The organism is Neobacillus vireti, assembly GCF_036962345.1.
GTDB lineage: Bacteria > Bacillota > Bacilli > Bacillales > Cytobacillaceae > Neobacillus > Neobacillus vireti_A.
In genome coordinates, this window is sequence record NZ_JBALNB010000005.1 from 220,464 (window position 1) to 241,656 (window position 21,193).

General features: G+C 39.2%; 20 protein-coding genes. 1 reads left to right on the forward strand and 19 read right to left on the reverse strand.

Features of this window, described 5'->3' with window-relative positions; translation table 11 throughout:
- Nucleotides 1-11: 11 nt before the first annotated feature.
- The 7 genes from plsX to V7108_RS04940 all read right to left on the reverse strand — a co-directional run bounded on the left by plsX (nucleotide 12) and on the right by V7108_RS04940 (nucleotide 7,651).
- Nucleotides 12-1,016, reverse strand: a complete 1,005-nt coding sequence (gene plsX / locus V7108_RS04910) for a phosphate acyltransferase PlsX (protein WP_335567472.1) — start codon at nucleotides 1,014-1,016, stop codon at nucleotides 12-14.
- Complete coding sequence (fapR, locus tag V7108_RS04915) at nucleotides 1,013-1,597, reverse strand: transcription factor FapR (RefSeq protein ID WP_335513515.1); 585 nt, start codon at nucleotides 1,595-1,597, stop codon at nucleotides 1,013-1,015. The genes plsX and fapR overlap by 4 nt, the downstream gene beginning before the upstream one ends.
- A 115-nt stretch (nucleotides 1,598-1,712) precedes the next feature.
- On the reverse strand, nucleotides 1,713-3,761 hold the full coding sequence (recG, locus tag V7108_RS04920) for an ATP-dependent DNA helicase RecG (protein ID WP_335513517.1): 2,049 nt from the start codon (nucleotides 3,759-3,761) through the stop codon (nucleotides 1,713-1,715).
- Nucleotides 3,762-4,640, reverse strand: a complete 879-nt coding sequence (gene sdaAA, locus V7108_RS04925; RefSeq protein WP_335513519.1) for an L-serine ammonia-lyase, iron-sulfur-dependent, subunit alpha — start codon at nucleotides 4,638-4,640, stop codon at nucleotides 3,762-3,764.
- Nucleotides 4,641-4,788: 148 nt separating this feature from the next.
- Nucleotides 4,789-5,451: an L-serine ammonia-lyase, iron-sulfur-dependent subunit beta gene (sdaAB, locus tag V7108_RS04930; RefSeq protein ID WP_335567473.1), complete on the reverse strand. Its 663-nt coding sequence runs from the start codon at nucleotides 5,449-5,451 to the stop codon at nucleotides 4,789-4,791.
- Between the two features lie 98 nt (nucleotides 5,452-5,549).
- Nucleotides 5,550-7,232, reverse strand: a complete 1,683-nt coding sequence (locus tag V7108_RS04935; RefSeq protein ID WP_335513523.1) for a DAK2 domain-containing protein — start codon at nucleotides 7,230-7,232, stop codon at nucleotides 5,550-5,552.
- A 56-nt stretch (nucleotides 7,233-7,288) separates the two neighbouring features.
- A complete protein-coding gene (locus V7108_RS04940; RefSeq protein WP_179160882.1) occupies nucleotides 7,289-7,651 on the reverse strand; it encodes an Asp23/Gls24 family envelope stress response protein in 363 nt (120 codons plus the stop codon).
- Between the two features lie 360 nt (nucleotides 7,652-8,011).
- On the opposite strand from V7108_RS04940, the gene rpmB reads away from it, so the two are divergent.
- Nucleotides 8,012-8,200: a 50S ribosomal protein L28 gene (rpmB, locus tag V7108_RS04945; RefSeq protein WP_149869555.1), complete on the forward strand. Its 189-nt coding sequence runs from the start codon at nucleotides 8,012-8,014 to the stop codon at nucleotides 8,198-8,200.
- Nucleotides 8,201-8,303: 103 nt separating this feature from the next.
- Here rpmB and spoVM read toward each other — a convergent pair whose 3' ends face one another.
- The 12 genes from spoVM to coaBC all read right to left on the reverse strand — a co-directional run bounded on the left by spoVM (nucleotide 8,304) and on the right by coaBC (nucleotide 21,075).
- Nucleotides 8,304-8,387 (reverse strand): stage V sporulation protein SpoVM, encoded by an 84-nt coding sequence (gene spoVM / locus V7108_RS04950; protein ID WP_035445740.1) that lies wholly within the window; start codon nucleotides 8,385-8,387, stop codon nucleotides 8,304-8,306.
- A 96-nt stretch (nucleotides 8,388-8,483) separates the two neighbouring features.
- The gene (locus tag V7108_RS04955; RefSeq protein WP_335513527.1) at nucleotides 8,484-9,131 is read right to left on the reverse strand and encodes a thiamine diphosphokinase; all 648 of its coding nucleotides are present in this window, start codon (nucleotides 9,129-9,131) and stop codon (nucleotides 8,484-8,486) included.
- A gap of 62 nt (nucleotides 9,132-9,193) precedes the next feature.
- Nucleotides 9,194-9,838, reverse strand: coding sequence for a ribulose-phosphate 3-epimerase (rpe, locus tag V7108_RS04960; RefSeq protein WP_335513530.1), 645 nt, complete (start codon nucleotides 9,836-9,838; stop codon nucleotides 9,194-9,196).
- 2 nt (nucleotides 9,839-9,840) lie between these two features.
- Nucleotides 9,841-10,722 carry a ribosome small subunit-dependent GTPase A gene (rsgA, locus tag V7108_RS04965; RefSeq protein WP_335567474.1) on the reverse strand — a complete coding sequence of 294 codons (882 nt, stop codon included), beginning with the start codon at nucleotides 10,720-10,722 and terminating at the stop codon, nucleotides 9,841-9,843.
- Nucleotides 10,723-10,749: 27 nt separating this feature from the next.
- Nucleotides 10,750-12,705 carry a Stk1 family PASTA domain-containing Ser/Thr kinase gene (gene pknB / locus V7108_RS04970; protein ID WP_335567475.1) on the reverse strand — a complete coding sequence of 652 codons (1,956 nt, stop codon included), beginning with the start codon at nucleotides 12,703-12,705 and terminating at the stop codon, nucleotides 10,750-10,752.
- Nucleotides 12,705-13,457 carry a Stp1/IreP family PP2C-type Ser/Thr phosphatase gene (locus tag V7108_RS04975; RefSeq protein ID WP_335567476.1) on the reverse strand — a complete coding sequence of 251 codons (753 nt, stop codon included), beginning with the start codon at nucleotides 13,455-13,457 and terminating at the stop codon, nucleotides 12,705-12,707. Before V7108_RS04975 ends, pknB begins: the two co-directional genes overlap by 1 nt.
- A gap of 5 nt (nucleotides 13,458-13,462) precedes the next feature.
- A complete protein-coding gene (rlmN, locus tag V7108_RS04980; RefSeq protein WP_335513538.1) occupies nucleotides 13,463-14,554 on the reverse strand; it encodes a 23S rRNA (adenine(2503)-C(2))-methyltransferase RlmN in 1,092 nt (363 codons plus the stop codon).
- 3 nt (nucleotides 14,555-14,557) lie between these two features.
- Nucleotides 14,558-15,907 (reverse strand): 16S rRNA (cytosine(967)-C(5))-methyltransferase RsmB, encoded by a 1,350-nt coding sequence (gene rsmB, locus V7108_RS04985; protein ID WP_335513540.1) that lies wholly within the window; start codon nucleotides 15,905-15,907, stop codon nucleotides 14,558-14,560.
- Nucleotides 15,897-16,853: a methionyl-tRNA formyltransferase gene (gene fmt / locus V7108_RS04990; protein ID WP_335567477.1), complete on the reverse strand. Its 957-nt coding sequence runs from the start codon at nucleotides 16,851-16,853 to the stop codon at nucleotides 15,897-15,899. Before fmt ends, rsmB begins: the two co-directional genes overlap by 11 nt.
- A complete protein-coding gene (gene def / locus V7108_RS04995; protein ID WP_335513544.1) occupies nucleotides 16,850-17,335 on the reverse strand; it encodes a peptide deformylase in 486 nt (161 codons plus the stop codon). The genes fmt and def overlap by 4 nt, the downstream gene beginning before the upstream one ends.
- A 117-nt stretch (nucleotides 17,336-17,452) precedes the next feature.
- The gene (gene priA / locus V7108_RS05000; RefSeq protein WP_335513546.1) at nucleotides 17,453-19,864 is read right to left on the reverse strand and encodes a primosomal protein N'; all 2,412 of its coding nucleotides are present in this window, start codon (nucleotides 19,862-19,864) and stop codon (nucleotides 17,453-17,455) included.
- Nucleotides 19,861-21,075 (reverse strand): bifunctional phosphopantothenoylcysteine decarboxylase/phosphopantothenate--cysteine ligase CoaBC, encoded by a 1,215-nt coding sequence (gene coaBC / locus V7108_RS05005; RefSeq protein WP_335513560.1) that lies wholly within the window; start codon nucleotides 21,073-21,075, stop codon nucleotides 19,861-19,863. Before coaBC ends, priA begins: the two co-directional genes overlap by 4 nt.
- Between the last annotated feature and the right edge of the window lie 118 nt (nucleotides 21,076-21,193).

Genomic DNA, 21,193 nt, shown 5'->3' on the forward strand with positions numbered 1-21,193 from the left:
GGCACTCCTTCCTATACTTCTATTTTTGAAATATTTACTTCTTCCATCGTCTTTTTAATTAGTCCTACTACATCCTTTTCGACCATTTCTCTGGTTTGACGAATCGAACTAAAGATGGCCTGGCCATTTGATGATCCATGAGCCTTAATAACCGGAGCCTTTAATCCAAATAAACCTGCTCCACCATATTCTGAGTAATCCAATGTATTTTTTAAAGTCGTGAATTCAGGCTTTAAAACTGCTGCAGCTAATTTGCTTTTCAAACTGCTCATCAAGGTGCTTTTTAGCATTTTAAACATAGATAGGGCAGTTCCTTCTACGGTTTTTAACACCATATTTCCAGTAAACCCATCGGTAACAACTACATCCGCGACACCGGTAAGCAAGTCTCTAGCTTCAATGTTCCCAACAAAATTAAGATTGGCATTTTTTAAAAGCTCAAATGCCTGCTTCGTCAGGTCATTTCCCTTTTTCTCTTCTGTACCAATATTTAATAAACCCACTCGTGGTTTTCCCGTTCCTCTAACTTTCTCACTATAAATCGAGCCCATGATCGCATACTGCAATAAATGTTCTGCCTTTGCATCCACATTTGCCCCTACGTCTAATAGAAGAAACCCTTCCCCTCCAATAGTAGGTAAAGTTGGTGAAAGTGCAGGGCGGTCTATTCCCTCAATCCTGCCAACAACAAACAATCCGGCAGCCATTAAAGCACCAGTATTTCCTGCTGATATACATGCGTCTGCAAGGCCATCAGCTACTTGCTGTGCCGCCAGCACCATGGAGGCAGTTTTTTTCCTGCGAACAGCCCTGACAGGTTCGTCAGTACCAAGGATTACCTCGGTTGTATGTAAAATGTTGATTCGATCCTCTTTTACTAAGTATTCTTTAATTTTGGATTCATCACCGACTAAAGTTATATGTATATCTGGAAAAGCTTCCACCGCTCTCATTGCACCGATAACGATTTCTTTAGGAGCATGGTCGCCCCCCATTGCATCGATTGCTAACTTCATAATTTCTCATCCTTTAATGATTTTTCTGAACGGTACATTTCGAATTCGCCTTTAAATACAAGTTCGTTATTAACATAACTTGTTACTTCAACAATCGTCCTGCCAATACCATCATCTATTTTAACAACCTTAGCTTTGGCAATCACACGCTCACCCTGTTTTACTGAGCGCTTAAATTGTATATTCGCTTTTGCTGTTAACGCCAATTCATCATTTATTACCGCTACTGCCAGCGAATTTGCCTGTGCAAAAACATGGTGGCCACGAGCTATCTTGTTCCGGATAAAAACATGCTCTTCTCTTACATCAAAAATTGAAATGGCACTCTGATCTAAATCAATATCAATGATTTCTCCAATTACTTCTTCTAGTGGTAAGGACCGAACCTCGTCTTCGAATTTCTTCTCTGCAACATATTTAATCCTTTCCCGTAGTTCGGGAATGGATAACTCCAAACGATCTAGGCGAATGGTTTGCACACTAACTTGAAATTTTTCTGAAAGGTCTTCATCCGTAATAAATGGATTTTCTTTAATTGTCTCTTTTAACAGTTGCTGTCTGTCTTTTTTCGTTCTTCTCATATCACACACCGTCCGAGATCTTATGACTAGGTACTAATAGTAGTATAAAATTAGAAAAAGCAGATTGCAAGAATAAGTTTTTATTCTTGCAATCTGCCTCCAATGATTTTAATGATTAATCGAGTTTTTCCCCTTCTAATACACCTGTATCATCAAGTTGGTTTCTTAAGTATTCATACTCTTGTGCCTGCCAAAAGGATTTTGATTGGATCATTAAGGCCGCATCATTTCTAGCAGTTTCAAGTGTACGGTAATCATGAACCATATCCGCAAGTTTAAATTCAGGGACGCCGCTTTGTTTTTTCCCAAAGAAATCTCCTGGGCCCCTTAATTCAAGGTCCTTTTCACTTAATACAAAACCATCATTAGTTTCGGTCATAATTCGCATTCTTTCCTGACCTACTTCAGATTTTGGGTCGGCTAGTAAGATACAATAGGATTGGTCACTGCCTCTTCCTACCCTCCCCCTGAGCTGATGGAGCTGGGAAAGGCCAAATCTTTCTGCATCATAAATGACCATCATTGTGGCATTCGGAACATTGACACCTACCTCCACAACTGTCGTTGACACTAACACTTGTACCTCATTTATACTAAAAGCCTTCATGATTGTATCTTTTTCTTCCGAGATTAATCGACCATGCATGAGGCCAACCTTATAGCGGTTTTGAAAGTGATGAGTTAATGTGGTATGAACATCAATTGCATTTTGAACATCCAGCTTGTCTGATTCTTCAATTAGCGGACAAATTACATAGGCCTGATGCCCCTTAACCAGTTCTTTTTCTACAAAAGACAGCACTCGTCCCAACATTTCAGGCTTCGCCCAGTAGGTTTCAATCGCTTTTCTTCCTGCAGGCATTTCATCAATAACTGATACATCCATCTCTCCAAATACAGTTATGGCGAGCGTTCTTGGAATAGGGGTTGCTGTCATAAACAAAACATCGGGGTTTTCACCCTTTTCCCGTAATACTCTCCGTTGTTCAACACCGAACCGATGCTGTTCATCCGTTATGACAAATCCTAGTTTTTTAAAAGTTACCTCATCTTGGATCAGCGCATGTGTCCCAATTAATATATCCACATTACCGTCAGCTAGATTTTGAAGGATTTCTTTTCTTCGCTTTCCTTTAATCGAACTCGTTAACAGTTCGCATCTAAGTCCAAAGTCTCCTAAAAGTCCTTTGAGTGATTCAGCATGCTGCTCTGCTAGAATTTCTGTTGGCACCATTAAAGCTCCTTGGTACCCAGCAGTCACACTTGCATATAAACCAATTGCAGCAACAACCGTTTTCCCTGAGCCAACATCTCCTTGCAAAAGACGATTCATTCTGAGGGGTGATTTGAGATCACTCAATATCTCAGAAACCACTCTTCTCTGCGCATTCGTTAATGGAAATGGTAATGATTGAATGAAATTCTCTACTTTCGTTTCTATATAGTTTTGTTCTATTCCTGGTGCATGTTCCCGTTCAAATTTTCGTAGAGCTTGCATTTTCAACTGAAATAACAAAAACTCCTCATAAACTAACCGTCGTCGAGCTTGCTTAACGTCATCCTGGTTAACAGGGAAGTGCATGGCATATAAAGAATCCTTTCGGTTTAGTAACCGATATTTACTTACCAGAGCCAGCGGCAGGCTTTCCTCAATTTCTTTTCCATATTGTTGGAAAGCAATCGAAATAAATTTTCTCATGCCTTTGGTTGTAATTTTTCCTTTTAAGGAGTAGACAGGCTCAAAATCCTTACCCTTAGCATTTTGACCATTCTGCATTTCATTTGCCGTAATGGTTTGTCGATGGGCATCCCATTTACCTGTTACGGTAATGGTTTCATTCATAATGATTTTATTCTTTAAATAAGGCTGATTAAAAAAAACAACCTTAATAAGGTATTGCCCAATGAACATTCTGAACATCAGCTTGGATTTCTTTCGGCCAAAATATGTAAGAGAAGGCTCACTATGAACCTTCCCTTCTACGGTAATTTTCTCTTCATGCTTAACTTCCGAGAGTTCGCGGAGACGGTAATCTTCGTAACGGTATGGAAAATACTCTAATAAATCTTGGACCGTATATATTTTCATTTCTGCTAAACACTCAGCTGTTTCTTCCCCAATACCTTTTAATACAGTAACGGATTGTTTCAGATTTACGTTCACTTATACGCGCGGAATACCGAAGATCTTCGCTTCGAGTTCACGACCTGTCGGAGTTGCCGCTAACCCTCCTTGTGCTGTTTCTTTTAATGCTGTCGGCATCGACTGCCCAATTTTATACATCGCATCGATGACTTCGTCACATGGAATTCTGCTTGTAATACCTGCTAAAGCCATATCTGCAGCTACCATCGCATTTGCTGCACCCATAGCATTTCGCTTAACACACGGTACCTCTACTAATCCTGCGACAGGATCACAAACAAGGCCAAGCATATTTTTAAGTGTAATCGCCATTGCTTCTGCACATTGTTCTGGTGATCCGCCCGCCATTTCGACAATTGCTGCAGCTGCCATTCCAGAAGCAGATCCAACCTCTGCTTGACATCCGCCGGCTGCTCCAGAAATCGAAGCATTGTTAGCCACTACAAAACCGAAAGCACCCGCCGTAAAAAGAAAGGCAATCATTTGCTCTCTTGTTGGGTTGAGTTTATTTTTCACAGCAAAAAGAGTGCCAGGCACCACCCCGGCAGAACCTGCCGTCGGTGTAGCACATATCGTTCCCATTGCCGCATTCACTTCATTGGTTGCTACAGCTTTGCTCACTGCGTCAAGGACAGTTTTACCTGATAAGAAATTCCCTTTTTCGATATATTTCTGTAAAAGGACCGCATCCCCGCCGGTTAACCCAGAATGGGACCTTACCCCTTTGATACCGCGCTCAACCGCTTCTTCCATAACGGTTAAATTACGGTCCATAAAGGCTAGCACTTCTTCTCTAGAGCGGCCAGTAACGTCCATTTCTTGTTCAATCATAATTTCTGATATTTTTTTATTTTTACTCACTGCAAGCTCTACTAACTCTGCAACATTACGAAACAATTGCCTTCCCCCTTGTTGTTATTGTCCAGTTCCAGCGCCTAGCCCCTCGAGGTCACTTCGGTCCTGCAGATGAAGTCGAAATGCGTGACTTCATCCACAGGCCCTCCAGTGCTTGTCGGGGCTGACCAAGGCGCTTCCACTTTTCTATTTAATCAACTATTTTGGTAACTTTTAATATGTTTGCTAATTGTTCCAATTCATGAAGGACTTTTTCATCTATATTTTGGTCAACCTCTATGGTCATGAGGGCAAGCTTTCCTATTTCTTTCCTTGAAACTTCCATATGGCCAATATTAATCTCATATTTCGCTAACACATTAGATACACTTGCTATCGTACCAAAACGATCATTATGGACAACCAATATGGCTGGATGGTTACCTGATAATTTCAATTCAAAACCATTTAACTCTATAACTTCAATTTTGCCTCCGCCAATAGAATTTCCAACTAACTCTAATTCACCTTTATCATCACCAATGATAACTCTAGCAGTATTTGGGTGGTCTGTAATCGCATCTTCTTCGATAAAACGGAGTTTAATCCCCCGTTCCTTTGCTATTTCAATCGCTTTTATGATTCTTACATCATCGGTTTCAAAATCCAATAAACCACCAACGAGGGCAACATCCGTACCATGTCCTTTATACGTCTTCGCAAAAGACCCGTATAAAGAAATATTTGCCCATTTTGGTTCCCTGCCAAATAAACTCCTAGCAACTCTGCCTATTCTCGCAGCCCCAGCCGTGTGCGAACTAGATGGTCCAATCATTACGGGACCGATGATATCAAATACGCTTCTATATTTCATCCGATTTCTCCCCCTAGGACGAATCAATCTTTATTTAATCTCCATCTATATTTATAATACAGAAAAAAATAGAAGGGTTTCCCCTTCTATTTTATCACTTATTCAATTGCAAAGATAAATGAATATAATGGTTGTTTTCCATTATGAAGTTCAACTTCAACATCCTCGAAATTCTCTTCAACAAACTCCGTCAGAGCTTTTACCTCTTCATCCGTAACATCCTCACCATAAATAATGGTTAAAATTTCAGAATCATCATCGAGCATTTGAGAAAGCAAGTCTTCGGCAACCTTACTCTTATCTTTGTTTTTAACTACAATTTTGCTTTCAGCAATTCCCATAAAATCATCTTTCTCAATTTCCAAGCCATCAATTTGTGTATCACGTACCGCAAAGGTAATTTGACCCGTTTTTACATGTTGCATGGCGTCGGACATGGCCGCTTCATTTGTTTTAACATCTCCAGCTGGATTAAATGCTAAAAGTGCAGAAAGACCTTGAGGGACAGTTTTTGAAGGAATGACATAAATTTCTTCATCCGAAACATCCGCAGCTTGTTGTGCAGCCATAATAATATTCTTATTATTAGGAAGAATAAACACTTTTTTCGCATTTACTTCTTTAACGGCTTTTACAATATCCTCTGTACTTGGGTTCATGGTTTGCCCGCCTTCAATGACTGCATGCGCACCGATGCTTTTAAATAATTCTGCAATCCCAGAGCCCATTGAAACAGTAACAATCCCATACTCTTGCTGTTCTTTAGGTACATGCGGACGACCCGAAACTAAAGGTGTGTGGGTTTCTCCAACGATATTAGAATGCTGCTGTCTCATGTTTTCAATTTTAATATTGATTAAACTTCCGTACCGCTGACCGTAGCTTAAGCAATCGCCTGGTTGTTCAGAATGGATATGCACCTTCACAACCTCATCATCTGCAATAACGAGCAAGGAGTCACCAAACTCACTTAGGTCATTACGATAAACTTCCTCATCAAAAGGGTGCTTCCTTAGCTTGGCCTCTTCAAACTTCACCATAAATTCAGTACAATAGCCAAATACAATATCTTCTGTATTTATATGTCCTTGGACGCTTTTATGATGTTCAGCACTAACCAACTCATCCATTGAAGGGTATGCATCTGGCGAATCCGGAAGCTGCTCGCCTTTTAGTTCAGCAAGAAATCCTTCATAAACAAAAACAAGTCCCTGTCCGCCGCTATCCACGACTCCAACTTCTTTTAGAACTGGCAGCAGATCAGGTGTACGCTTAAGCGAAGCCTTAGCCTCATTTAACACTTCTTCCATAATCTCGATAATATTATCAGATTTTTGGGAAGCAAGGACACCCTTTTTTGCTGAATCCTTTGCTACAGTTAAGATCGTTCCTTCAACTGGTTTCATAACTGCTTTATACGCAGTTTCTACACCAGACTCCAAAGCGGCGGCAAAGTCTTTACCGGAAATTGCAGCTTTTGATTCGATTGCTTTTGAAAATCCACGAAACAATTGAGAAAGAATAACCCCTGAGTTTCCTCTTGCCCCCATTAGTAATCCCTTTGAAAGAGCAATCCCTACCTTACCAATATGTTCTTGAACATTATTTTTAACTTCCTTTGCCCCTGAGGTCATTGATAAGTTCATATTTGTTCCAGTATCACCATCGGGCACAGGAAAAACGTTTAACGCATCCACCATTTTTGCATTGGCACCTAAATGATTCGCACCTTGAATCACCATTTCTGCAAAACGTTTTCCATCTAAAGCTGTTATTGACACAAACTTTCCTCCTCTACTATGGTTCGTCATACGAACGAATGGTTCGTTTAACGAACTTAAGGGTTCGTCACACGAACTCCCTGAACGTAAATATTTACCGAGTCAACGGCAAGTCCAACCGTCTTATCAAGTGTGTATTTCACCTTTGATTGAACGTTATGGGCAACCTCGGAGATTTTCGTTCCATAGCTGACGATTATATACATATCAATATGTACTTCTTCATTCTCTTGTCGAACAATAACTCCACGAGTAAAATTTTCTCTTCTTAATATTTCAGTAAGACCGTCTTTTATTTGACTCTTGGAAGCCATACCGACAATTCCATAACAATCGATAGCGGCACCTCCAGCGATGGTGGCGATTACTTCATTTGAAATATCAATTTGTCCGTACTTAGTTTTTAATTCGATGGACATGAATCGTTCCCCCTTTTTGGATATTGCTCCTTGACTAGGCTCTTTATTAAGAGTTGCATACTAAACTCTAATGCGCGAAATAACTATTTCAAAGTTAAAATCGGCTTTATGATTTTAATAAAAAATATTTTGGACACTACCATGACTAAAGACATTTTACTATAGTCAAGAAAAATTTGAAAGTGATACTTTTTTCTTCCTGGCTTCCATAGATACTAATTTTCCATGTCAAGGTATTTTTCTTGAAAGGTTTCGTAATCACTATTGCAATCAAACTTGTTGTGTGATAAATTATTAAGGTATCTTTAGACAATAACGTAAATGCTGTATAAAGCTTTGGGTATTAAGGAGGGAATCATTATGCCACGTAAATGTGTTGTAACTGGAAAGAAAACCACAACTGGTAACGCACGTTCTCACGCTATGAACGCTAATAAGCGTACATGGGGTGCTAACCTACAAAAAGTACGTATTCTTGTTGATGGAAAGCCTAAGCGTGTTTGGGTTTCTGCAAGAGCGTTAAGAGCTGGTAAAGTAGAACGCGTTTAATATGTCAGGGCATCCTTTTGCAGGGTGCCCTTTCTTATTATCCTTCCCATAATTACAAAAAATAAAAAAGCACCCATTTTTAATAGGTGCTTAGACATTATTTCTATTCATTCTTTTTAAATGCACCAATCATCGCTCGGACAAGTCCACCTAAAAATTTTGGCAGTTTAATTGTATAAAACTTCATTTATGTCCCTCCTCACCATCTCACACATCTAACTTCTCTCGTACGCCCTTACTATTTTATTCACACGGACGAAATCAGTACCTCTAAATTTAGCGTTTAATCATTGCTTCTTATCACTAATAATATGCCTTCAGAAAATGAAAAAGTACCACTATCACTAATAAGTTCATTACTAATACATAATGTAGAGCCGATAGCGATATGACGGTTTTCTAATGGATATTTGAAGCCCTCCAGAGTGAGACCTTTTACATTAAAGGTTAATGGAACAAAAGAAACATACTTTTTATCTGCCCTCTTTTTAATTTTATAACATCCCGGACCTTTTAATGATAAAATATTTTGATTATCAATAATAAAAATATCTACGTCATTATCTTTCATTAAAGGTTTAATCAATAATTGGACATTCGCCATGAGATGATCTAATCGCCCGCCAGTTGCTCCAAAAATCCGGATTAGAGCAGGCTTTTGTTCAATCGCCCAATTCAAAGCAAGCTCCATATCGGTTTCATCTTTTTCTGGCCTAAACCGTTTCATTTCCTTAACATGTTCTTCGATAACCAAAATTTCATTCCTAGAAACGGAATCGAAATCCCCAAATGCTATTATTGGTTTGATATTTTTTTCTATTAGCGTAAACACTCCTCGATCAACACCAACCCAAATTTCATTCTCTTCAGTATATTCATTGAAGTTAGGAAGAAGCTCTTCTGGACCTCCTGCTAATATATTTATCATCATGTAAAGTCCCCCTTATTGCTACACAAAAAGCCAGCATTTAAGCCGGCTTTGTACTTTTCTATTTACCCTCTTATTAAACTTATTGCTGCAGCGTAATCCTCTTGATTGTAAATAGCTGATCCTGCAACTAAAACAGTTGCCCCTGCTTCTATACATAATTTAGCTGTTTCTGAATTTACTCCGCCATCTATTTCTATTTCAATTTCTTTACCTATTGTCTCAGCCATTTCTTTAACTTTCCTAATTTTAGGAAGGACTTCAGGTATGAATGTTTGTCCGCCAAATCCTGGATTTACTGACATTAATAAAACCATGTCAATGTCTGCAAGTATATGTTGAATGGTGTCTACTGGGGTAGCTGGATTTAACACTACACCTGCTTTAATTCCAAAGGATTTTATGTGATGAATGGTTCGATGCAGATGCCTGCATGCTTCAACATGGACTGTAATGTAATCCGCCCCTGCTTTAGCAAAATTCTCAATATATTGGTCTGGGTTTTCAATCATTAAATGGACATCTAGTGGAAGTTGTGTAACAGGACGAATCGCTTCCACAATTAATGGTCCTATTGTAATATTTGGAACAAAATGACCATCCATAACATCAACATGGATAAGGTCAGCTCCTGCCCTTTCAACAGCAACTATTTCTTCCCCTAATTTAGCAAAATCTGCAGAAAGGATTGATGGTGCAATTTTCACCATAGTTAATACCTCGGCTTTCTATCTTTTATTTCTTGAAGGAAATCTACATAATGTTGATAACGATATTGGGTAATTTCCTCTGATTCTACTGCTGCTTTTACCGCGCATTTTGGCTCACTAATATGTAAACAAGCTCTGAATTTACAATTTTCGCTTTGCCTGGCTATTTCCGGGAAACAAAAAGTCAGCTCTTCAGCTTCGATATTTGTGAATTCCAAAGAACTAAATCCAGGTGTATCTGCGATGAGACCATTTCCAATACTAATTAATTCAACATGTCTCGTAGTGTGTTTGCCTCTTCCTAAATGCGACGAAATAATATCCGTTTTTAGGTCCAGATCAGGCCGTAATACGTTTAACAGAGAGGATTTTCCGACACCTGATTGCCCGGCAAAAACAGATATTTTATCCTCAACATGCGGGCTTAATCCTTCAATACCCGCTTCTGTCTCTGATGATGTTAATAATACATCATAACCAATCTTTCTATAATGATCAGCATACTCTGTAATGATTTGTTTTTCGTTGTCATTCGTTAAATCCATTTTTGTAATACATATGAGGGGCTTAATATGATTATATTCTACGAGAACAAGAAACCTATCCAAAAGAACCGTACTAAAATCCGGTTCAACTGCGGAAAAGACTAGAATGGCTTGGTCAACATTTGCAATAGGCGGTCGAACAAGTTCATTCTTTCGTTCCTTTACTTCCATAATATACCCTTCACGGTCATTTTCGGCCTGAAAAACCACTTCATCACCGACAAGAGGTGTAATTTTGTTTTTCCTAAATACACCTCTTCCTCGGCATTGGATCAGTTCCTTTTCATGTAAAACATAATAAAAACCACTTAATGCTTTTACAATTTTCCCTTCAGGCATAGCCACACTCCCTGCCATTTCTTAGCATTACTTTGGATAAGGTACAGACTTATTTTCAACAACAGTATCCTCTCTTACTACTTGATAGCCAGCTTCACCTTCAAACGGGACCAAGACTTCAAACGACTCTCTGGTTGTTTTAGAGATGAGAAAAGTACGGACTGGTGTAGTCATACTTTGATGCACCGCATCTTGAATATAGATGCGTACCTCTTGTTCTTCATTAGGCTCGGTTCCTGTGTACGGGATTTCTATGTCAACTGTAACCGGTTTAGGTGGTTTCTCTTCTTTTCCTTTTGAAATAACAACCGAAACCTTGTCACCCTTTTTCATTTCGGTATATGGAGCAGGCATCTGAGAGATAATATTTCCTGCAGGAATGTTATCATCAAACTTTTCCTCTGAAACATCAAGAGTCAGACCAACAGACTCGACATAATCCTGTGCACCTTTTAAATTGGATTGTGATAAGTCCTTAAGGATAATTTTCTGTAAACCTTTACTAACCTCAAATTCTAATACTGTATCTTCAGGGACAACTTCTTCACCGCTCCCAGGTTTTTGACTTAAAATGGTACCAGGCTCACTATCATCAAAAACTTCCGTAATATCTATATCCTTAAAGTTCTGGTTAGCCAATAATCGGATGATATCATCATAATTGCGGCCGGTATAATCAAGCAATTTTAACTTTTCTTTTCCAATGCTGAAATATACCGTTATCCCGGTATTCTCCTTAACGGTACTGCCCTCTTCAGGCTTAGTCCTTATGACCTTGCCTTCTTCTATTTCATCATGTGTACTTTCGACTTCTTCCTCAACCAAGAGTCCGGCAGATTCTATTTTTGCAACTGCCTCATCTAATTCCAAACCGCTCACATCTGGGATGATGACATCCTTAGGTGAAAGCAGGTCAGGTAATACTGTAACAGTAAACAAACCTAATAATGAAAGTACTAAGAAAGTTGTAATTAAAATAGCTGGCCACTTTTTACGTTTTTTCTCGTCATTTCCTTTTTGGGAGGCAGCAGCATTTCCTTTGGTTTGATTATGTACTAATGTTTCATCAAGATTTTGGAGTGGACGATCATTGGTAATCACCGGGATGGCTTTTGTAGCCTCATCATCATCGGGAATAACAAATTTTGGTTCATTTATTCTATCCACATCAAGCGCTGACCTTAAATCCAATTCCATTTCTTCAACACTATTATAACGATGAAAGGAATCCTTTGCGGTTGCCTTTAAAACAATGTTTTCCACACTTTGTGGAATATTAGGGTTCCATCTTCTTACTGAAGGAGTTTCTGATTGCAAGTGCTTCAGGGCAATTGAAACAGCAGATTCACCAGAAAACGGAAGTCTTCCCGTTAATAGTTCAAACATAACAATCCCTAAGGAATAGACATCAGATTTACTATTTGCCATGCCTCCACGTGCTTGTTCTGGTGACAAATAATGGACAGAGCCGAGTACAGAATTAGTTTGTGTTATACTTGTTGCACTTAATGCCATTGCGATACCAAAATCAGTAATTTTCACATTACTAAAACGGTCAACAAGAATATTCTGAGGCTTAATGTCTCTGTGAATAATATGATTCTGATGAGCGTGAGATATAGCTGAAGTCAATTGCTTCATAATTTCAATTGTTTTTTCAACTTGTAAGGGTGAATGCTGTTGTATGTATTGTTTTAATGTTTGACCTTCAACATATTCCATTACAATAAAATAAAGATCATTCTCTTCACCAACATCATAGATGTTTACGATATTAGGGTGAGCTAAACTGGTTGCAGATTGGGCTTCTCTACGAAACCTGCGTATAAATTCTTCATCATTCGCAAAATCGAGGCGAAGCATTTTGACGGCAACATCACGGTCCAAAATCATGTCGTGGGCTAAGTACACATTTGCCATACCGCCTCCGCCAATCATTTCTAATATTTTATAACGACCGCTTAAGCGTTTTCCTATCAACATTATTCATCACCCTCGCTAAATTCAAAAAACTCCACAATTGCAAGAGTAATGTTGTCCTCGCCGCCATTTTCATTTGCAAGGCTGATAAGGGTGGCTGCCTTTTGCTCTAAAGAATCTTCGTTCGTTAGTATAGCGCTCATTTCTTTTTCATTGACTTTATTTGAAAGACCATCTGAACATAATAATAGAAGGTCCCCTTCTTCAAAAATAATCGTTTTAATATCCATTTCTACGGCTTTTTCTGTTCCCAGCGCTCGTAATAGTACATTTTTTCTTGGATGATGCTCAGCATCTTCCCGCGATATTTGTCCAGTCCGTACAAGCTCGTTTACTAATGAATGGTCTTCGGTTACCTGTTTAAAACCAGACTCATTTAGTAAATAACAACGGCTGTCACCAATATTTGCAATACTCACAAAACGGTCGGTACTAACGGCTGCCACTATGGTCGTCCCCATACCATCACATTCAATATGGCTCATTGCATGATGAAACAAAAGGTTATTTACCTCTGTTATTTGGTTTCTTAACCAACTCTCTGCTTCACCCGCAGTCGAAATGCCACTTGAATCTTCCCATACGTTTTTCAACTGAGTAATGGTCATCTCACTGGCTACATCACCAGCACGGTGACCGCCCATGCCATCTGCGACAACAGCTAAGCGGTGACCATCCTTGTTTACAAATATCCCTCCAGCATCTTCATTATGCTGCCTGACCCTGCCTTGGTCAGTCAAGAAAACTGCTTTCAAACCTTTCACCTCGTCTCTTCTTTCCGCTCCTTTGCACGAAGTTGTCCACATGCTGCGTCAATGTCGTGACCTTGCTCCCTGCGAATCGTAACATTAATCCCACGGTTTTTAAGCGTTTTTTCAAATGCAAAAATTTTGTCCCTTGGAGTACGCACATAATCCCTCTCTGGAACATAATTAACAGGGATTAGATTAACATGGCATTTAATTCCCTTTAACAAGCTGGCCAACTCTTCCGCATGTTCAACAGAATCATTTACACCGCCAAATAGTCCGTATTCAAAGCTAATTCTACGCCCCGTCTTATCAATATAATACCTGACAGATTTCATTAAATCATCCAATTTATATGCCCTGTTGATAGGCATTAAGCGGGACCTTAATTCAGTGTTCGGAGCATGTAGTGAAATCGCAAAATTTATCTGCATACTTTCATCGGCAAATTGATAAATTTTAGGAACAATACCGCTGGTGGATACGGTTATATGGCGTGCGCCGATCGTCAATCCTTTATCATGATTGATAATTTTTAGAAACGCCATCATATTATCATAATTGTCAAATGGTTCGCCTATTCCCATAATGACTACTGAGCTGACACGCTCATCTGTTTCGTCAAGAGCTTGCTGCACCGTTACAACCTGTGCAACAATCTCCCCTGCTTCTAAGTGACGCTTCAGCCCTCCAAGTGTGGAAGCACAGAAGGTACACCCAATCCTGCATCCCACCTGCGTAGTAACACAAACGGAGTTGCCATAATCATGCCGCATTAAAACAGTTTCAATAGAGTATCCATCATGTAGTTCGAATAGAAACTTAATTGTTCCGTCAGAAGAAGATTGTTTAATAACCGTTTTTAATGTGGTGATTTGAAAATTCTTGGATAGTTTGTCACGTAAGCTTTTTGAAAGATTATTCATATCTTCAAATGAAGTTATTCTTTTTTTATATAGCCAATCAAAGATTTGTTCCGCCCGGAAAGGCTTTTCATCATTATTTGTCAGCCACTCCTTGAGTTCTTGAAGCTCCAGGGAATATATAGATGTTTTCTTCGTTTCCAATGTTGTGTTCGTCTCAGTTGTATTTAGTTGTTCCAACTGTTACACCTTCTTTCTTAAGCATGCGATAAAGAAACCGTCTGAGCCAAAATCCTGCGGAAAAATTTGCAAATATCCGTCTGTTACAAGCGGTTGGATTGCCTCAGGCATTCTTTCCTTCATCGTAACATCCAGCTCAAATTCCGGGTGCTCTTGTAAAAATTTACTGACTGTATTTTCATTTTCGTCTTTATCTACTGTACACGTACTGTAGACAAGAATTCCACCTTTTTTTACTAAATGGGATACTGCTTCCAATAAATTTTGTTGAATCGTACTTAATTGATAAATATCTTGCTCTTTTTTGGTATATTTCATATCCGGCTTTCGTCTCATAACCCCGAGTCCAGAGCAAGGTGCATCAAGGAGAACTCGGTCAAAAGATTCTTTCTCCAGATGTTCGCCTGCTTTTCTTGAATCCATTACCATTGTTTTTATATTCCCCAAACCTAAACGGCTTGCGTTGGAATTTATTAATTTTACTTTGTGCTCATGTAAATCTAGGGAATAAACGACTCCAGTCAACTCCATATTTTCAGCAATATGGGTACTTTTTCCGCCAGGTGCTGCACATGCATCGAGAATCCTTTCGTTCTTATTGGCATTTAAGGCATAAGATACCAGCATTGAACTCTCGTCTTGAATGGTAAGCAAACCTTTTTTATATGCTTTTGAGAGAGCAATATTCCCCTTTAGTGCCCGAATAGCCTCAGGAATAATTGGACTTTTTTCAATCTGGAAACCTTCTTCGTCAAGATCTTCAATACATTCACGCACTGTCGTTTTTGTAAGGTTCACTCTGGCCGTTTGTAACGGTGCCGTTAAGTTTATTTCACACATTTCTCTCGTTCTTTCATATCCAAATTGGCTCGCCCACCTCTTAACGAGCCATTCTGGATGACTAGTTTCAATTGAAAGTCTTTCAATAGGATCACTTACCTCATCCAAAGATGGCAAGCCCTCACGCTGTATACTTCTTAATACACCATTTACCATTCCTGCAATTCCCTTGTGGCCACGCTTTTTAGCAATTTCCACTGCTTCATAAATTGCTGCCCTATCCGGAATTTTATCAAGGTAAACCATTTGATATAGGGTAATCCGTAACAACTGGTGCACCCAGCTTTCGGTCTTTTTACTATTTTTAATGAACGGCTTAAGGAAGTAGTCTAACGCCATCTTCCGTTGTAATGTTCCGTAGGTTAATTCCGTCAATAACCCAGTGTCAATCGGAGAAAGTTTGTTTTTCTCAATTGTACTATTAAGAAGCAGGTTACTATAGGATTGGTTCTTCTCAATTGCTTCGAGTAAATCCATTGCGGCTTCCCGCACATTTTTTCTTTTATTGGTCATTTGATTCTCCTAGTCTTGTTCCTACTAAGATTTTTGCACCAGCACCTCTGTAAAACTCTTCACTGGTCATTTTGGTTTTACCCGCTGGCTGCAGCTCTTTAATCTTAATAGCCGTATCATTCCCTGTTGATACCGTAATTCCATCGGATTCGTTTTTTATAATCGTCCCAGGGAGCTCATTTCTTAAAACCGTAACCTTTTCAGATTTCCATACTTTTACAGTTTGGTTATCCAAGGTTGTAAAGGCAACTGGCCATGGATTTAAGCCGCGAATATGATTATAGATTTCTTCACCTGTTTTGGTCCAGTCTATTTTTTCCTGCTCTCTTTTAATATTATATGCAAACGTTGCTTCCTCATTATTTTGAGGGACAGGGGTTAACTTTCCTTCTAGCAGCATAGGAAGTGTTTCTGACAAAAGAGCAGCGCCAGCTGCACTTAGTTTATTATGAAGAGTTCCGACATTATCTTCTTCCGTAATCTCTACCTCAACCTGCGTTAATATATCACCTGCATCCAGCTTTTCTACCATATACATAATGGTAATACCTGTCTTCTTCTTACCTTGGATCAGGGCATAGTGAATAGGTGCACCACCGCGAAGTTCTGGAAGAAGCGAGGCATGGACATTTATGCAGCCGTGGCCTGGAGCGTCAAGTATCGCCTTTGGCAAGATTTGTCCAAAAGCAGCTGTGATAATTAAATCTGGATTCAAAGAAAGGATTTTCTCCAGCTCATTCCTTTGACTTATTTTTTCAGGCTGATAGACTGGGATTCCGTGCTTTACTGCCGCAACTTTTACAGGCGGCGGTGTTAGGATCTTTTTTCTTCCTACCGGTCTGTCTGGCTGGGTAACCACTCCAATGACCTCGTAACCGTCATCAATTATTTTTTGTAACACGGGGACTGAAAAATCTGGCGTACCCATAAAAACGATTTTCGTCATTCACTTTCTACTCCTTTTAACTCATCTTCTTCGAGATATCTACTAACTTTTGAAGTGAATAATATCCCGTCTAAATGATCAATTTCATGTTGAATTGCTCTAGCCAGGAATTCCTCCGCTTCTAGGGTGTATTTTTTTCCTTTACGATCGTATGCCTCAATCTTCACATAATTTGGTCTTGTCACCTCACCAAAAAGATCTGGGAAGCTTAAACACCCTTCTGGTCCGGTTTGTTCTCCAGATGTCTTTAGTATGATTGGGTTAATCATTTCAATCGTTCCTAATTCGTTCTCAATATCGACGATAGCGATTCTTTCATCTATACCAATTTGTGGAGCAGCTAAACCGACCCCGTCGTGTTCAATCATCGTGTCATACATATCATTAAGTAATTTTGCTAGTTTCTTATCGAATTTGTTAACTTCTCTGCATTTTTTTTCAAGTACCTCTGCTGGGTACGTAACGATTTTTTTTATTGCCAAAGGTGTTCCTCCATCTATCTGGTCGTTTTCAAATTATTATTTATAATTAATATTTATTATACATTTTCACCCAAATAACCTCATCATAACCTTTCGTATCAAGGATATTTCAGCATCTTACATCAAAATAAACGGGTTTATATCAATAGAAACCAGTAATCCACTTTTCGGATCAGTCTGATATTGGTCAAGTATGGTTTTTAGTGTTTTGGTTAGCTCTGGTTCTCGCTTATATTTAATCAAACAATGATAGCGATATCGATTATTTATTCTTGGAATTGGTGATGCCGCTGGTCCCAGTATTACTGCATGTTGCGAAAGACGCGACCTGACAAAAGCTGCAATTTTTTCTGTAGCAGAAACCACAGTCATTAGCTGTTCATGACTAATTGTAATGAGGGCCAAATAATAAAAGGGTGGATAGTGATGTGCTTTACGCATGATCATCTCTCTATTATAAAAACGAAGATAATCCTGTGTTCCAGCTAATTCAACGCTATAATGCTCTGGGGTATAAGTTTGTATGATGACTTCCCCAGGTAATTCATGACGCCCTGCCCTTCCGCTAACCTGTGTTAGTAACTGAAATGTTTTTTCAGAGGATCGGAAATCCGGTAAATGGAGCATGGTATCTGCTGAGAGGACACCCACTAGTGTGATATTTGGAAAGTCTAACCCTTTTGCTATCATTTGTGTTCCTAAAAGAATATCTGCTTTCCCTTCATGAAATTCTTTTAATAGTTTCTCATGAGCTCCCTTTTGGCTGGTAGTATCCACATCCATACGAATAACTTTCGCCTCTGGAAGAATCTTACCGAGTTCATCTTCCACCTTTTGTGTGCCCGTACCAAAATAACGGATATAATCACTCGAGCATTCAGGGCATTGATTTGGCACGTAACTCTCATATCCACAGTAATGGCATTTCATTTGCTCCTTCACCTTATGGTAGGTTAAAGAAATATCACAATTAGGGCAATTCATTACATAGCCGCAATCCCTGCACATAACAAACGAAGAATGTCCTCTTTTATTTAAAAATAATACGGACTGCTCTTTTTTCTCGATTCTTTCCTTTAACAATTCAAACAACTTCCTTGAAAACATGGAACGGTTTCCCGCTCTTAACTCTTCACGCATATCAATAATTTCAACCTCAGGAAGTGCTCTCTTATTCATTCTGTTTGGAAGAGATAACAGTTTGAATACTCCTTTTTGTGCTCTTGCAAAAGTCTCTAACGCAGGTGTAGCACTCCCGAGCACTACAGGGCAGTTGTTTTTCTGGGCGCGTTCAATAGCCACATCTCTAGCGTGATAGCGCGGCATTTCTTCTTGTTTATAACTGGTCTCGTGCTCTTCATCTATAATGATAATTCCCAGATTTTCAAAAGGAGCAAAAATAGCTGACCTTGCACCAACAACAACTTTAACTTCCTTCCGTTGTATCTTCCGCCATTCATCGTATTTTTCACCCGCTGAAAGCCCACTGTGCAATACAGCAACTAAATTGCCGAATCGGCCTTTAAAGCGATTTACCATTTGTGGAGTAAGTGCGATTTCTGGAACAAGAACAATCGCCTCTCTGCCTTTTCCAATTACGTCTTGGATGGATTGTAAGTAAATTTCCGTTTTTCCGCTGCCCGTAACACCATAAAGCAAAAAGACCTCATGGAGATTATTTTCAATAGAACTAAGAATCGGGCCAATCGCACTTTGCTGATCGTCTGTTAATCGCATCGGCTCAGTCCGTGTAAAGGTCCGGTTTTCATAGGGATCACGATAAACTTCCATGAACTTCTCAACGAGAAGTTTCTTTTCCACGAGCGATTTGACCGTTGCAGATGAAATATTTAAGTCTGCTAATAAATGTCTCAGCTCGACTGGTTCTGGATTCTGCACAAAATAACGTAAAACTTCTTTTTGCTTTTCAGCTCTTTGTGGCAATTCATTAAGTTCAGCTTCCAAATCAGCTGTTGATAGGAGCGGGCGGACAAACTTTACTTTCTTTTTATTTAGTTTTCCTTTAACTAAATGAATTACCTCTAGGATACCTTTAGCTGCTTCTCTCTGGAGTATAGGTACGAGCCCCTTCTTCAGAGCCTCATCCCAAGATATCGCTTCCTCATTCGTAAAAATCTCTTGAAGCTGTATCGGTAGATCATTTATCAAAACACCTGCAGAAAGCCTTACCTTCTTTTCATATTTTGCCTTTAATGCTGCTGGGAGCATCGCCTGATAGGCATAAATTTTAAAACATAAGGTGTTTTCTGTCAGCCAATTCCCAAGTTCAAGTAATTCCTGATTAAGAACAGGTTCTAAGTCCATCGGCTCACAGATTTCACGAAGCTTTTTGAAATCAGATTCAGCTTTTATCTCAGTAACAAAGCCTTGAATTTTTCTTGGACCAAAAGGGACTACCACCCTCATGCCAGGCTGTATCGTTTCAAGCCATTCATCCGGAATGAGATAATCAAATGACCTATCTGTTTGTTTAGCTGGCACATCCACAACTACACTAGCAATTTTCATTCCATTTCCAAATCCTTTGAGAACGCACCGATTTCTTTGATAATCTTATTTGCAACCTCTTTTTTAGACATCAATGGTAATTCTATTTTACTGCCATCACGTTTAATTAAAGTTACAATGTTTGTATCCATTCCAAATCCAGCGCCTTCTGTTTTCACATTATTTGCCACGATCATATCCACATTTTTTGCCGCTAATTTTTTTCTAGCGTATTCTTCAACATTTTCTGTTTCAGCAGCAAAACCGACTAGGATTTGATTCATTTTCAATGTTCCAAGTTCGAATAAAATATCCTTTGTTCGTTCCAGTTCGATTACCTTGTCCCCAGGCTGCTTTTTCATTTTATGATCGAAGGAAACCTTAGGACGGTAATCCGCTACTGCTGCTGTTTTTATAATAATATCCGCACACTTATAGCTGTCCATGACTGCATGATACATATCATCCGCACTTTCGACCTTAACCAGCTCGATACCTTGTGGTGCTGAGATATTTACAGGGCCTGAGATCAACTTGACACTCGCACCCGCATTCTTTGCAGCTTCTGCTAAAGCATATCCCATCTTCCCTGTGGAATGATTGGTAATAAATCGTACAGGGTCGATTCTTTCTCTTGTTGGACCCGCTGTAATCAAGACGTTTTTCCCTTTTAGCTCCTGAGTGTTTTTTTTCATAAAATGCAGTTTGATTATTTCTACGATTTTCTCGGGTTCCTCTAAACGTCCCTTCCCCACATAACCACAAGCTAGATAGCCTTCACTCGGTTCGATAAATTGATAATCGTAAGAGGCTAATATGGAAATATTCTTTTTTACAGCTGGATGGTCATACATGTGTACATTCATCGCCGGAGCAATCCAAACTGGCGCAGTTGCTGCTAATAAAGTAGTTGTAATCATATTATCACCAATCCCATTTGCTAGCTTTGCGATCGTGTTGGCGGTCGCAGGTGCTACTAGGATTAAATCCGCCCAATCAGCTAAATCTATATGTGCAATCACATTCGGATTTTTTTCATCAAAGGTATCCGTGTACACTTCGTTGCGGGATAACGCCTGAAACGTTAACGGGGAAACAAATTTTGCTGCAGAGTCACTAAGTATTACTTTAACCTTTGCTCCAGTTTGGACAAGTTTGCTTGTTAAGGCTGCTGCTTTATATACAGCTATTCCACCAGTTACACATAATAATATCTTTTTATCCATTGATATCCCCCGCTTCTATTCCACAATTATCTATCCTTTATTATGCTAGAATTACTATATTTTTTCATCTTTTTCATCTATTTTCGACAAATACTATTTTCGTAACAATTGTTGTTAAAATTCT

Excerpts from the sequence above, each read along its gene's own strand:
- fmt (WP_335567477.1), bottom strand. The coding sequence starts at position 16,853 with ATGACGAAAATCGTTTTTATGGGTACGCCAGATTTTTCAGTCCCCGTG.
- pknB (WP_335567475.1), bottom strand. The coding sequence starts at position 12,705 with ATGTTGATAGGAAAACGCTTAAGCGGTCGTTATAAAATATTAGAAATG.
- fapR (WP_335513515.1), bottom strand. The coding sequence starts at position 1,597 with ATGAGAAGAACGAAAAAAGACAGACAGCAACTGTTAAAAGAGACAATT.
- rpe (WP_335513530.1), bottom strand. The coding sequence starts at position 9,838 with ATGGTGAAAATTGCACCATCAATCCTTTCTGCAGATTTTGCTAAATTA.
- rpmB (WP_149869555.1), top strand. The coding sequence starts at position 8,012 with ATGCCACGTAAATGTGTTGTAACTGGAAAGAAAACCACAACTGGTAAC.
- V7108_RS04955 (WP_335513527.1), bottom strand. The coding sequence starts at position 9,131 with ATGATGATAAATATATTAGCAGGAGGTCCAGAAGAGCTTCTTCCTAAC.
- spoVM (WP_035445740.1), bottom strand. The coding sequence starts at position 8,387 with ATGAAGTTTTATACAATTAAACTGCCAAAATTTTTAGGTGGACTTGTC.
- rsmB (WP_335513540.1), bottom strand. The coding sequence starts at position 15,907 with ATGACCAATAAAAGAAAAAATGTGCGGGAAGCCGCAATGGATTTACTC.
- rsgA (WP_335567474.1), bottom strand. The coding sequence starts at position 10,722 with ATGCCTGAAGGGAAAATTGTAAAAGCATTAAGTGGTTTTTATTATGTT.
- V7108_RS04940 (WP_179160882.1), bottom strand. The coding sequence starts at position 7,651 with ATGTCCATCGAATTAAAAACTAAGTACGGACAAATTGATATTTCAAAT.
- priA (WP_335513546.1), bottom strand. The coding sequence starts at position 19,864 with ATGAAAATTGCTAGTGTAGTTGTGGATGTGCCAGCTAAACAAACAGAT.
- plsX (WP_335567472.1), bottom strand. The coding sequence starts at position 1,016 with ATGAAGTTAGCAATCGATGCAATGGGGGGCGACCATGCTCCTAAAGAA.
- sdaAB (WP_335567473.1), bottom strand. The coding sequence starts at position 5,451 with ATGAAATATAGAAGCGTATTTGATATCATCGGTCCCGTAATGATTGGA.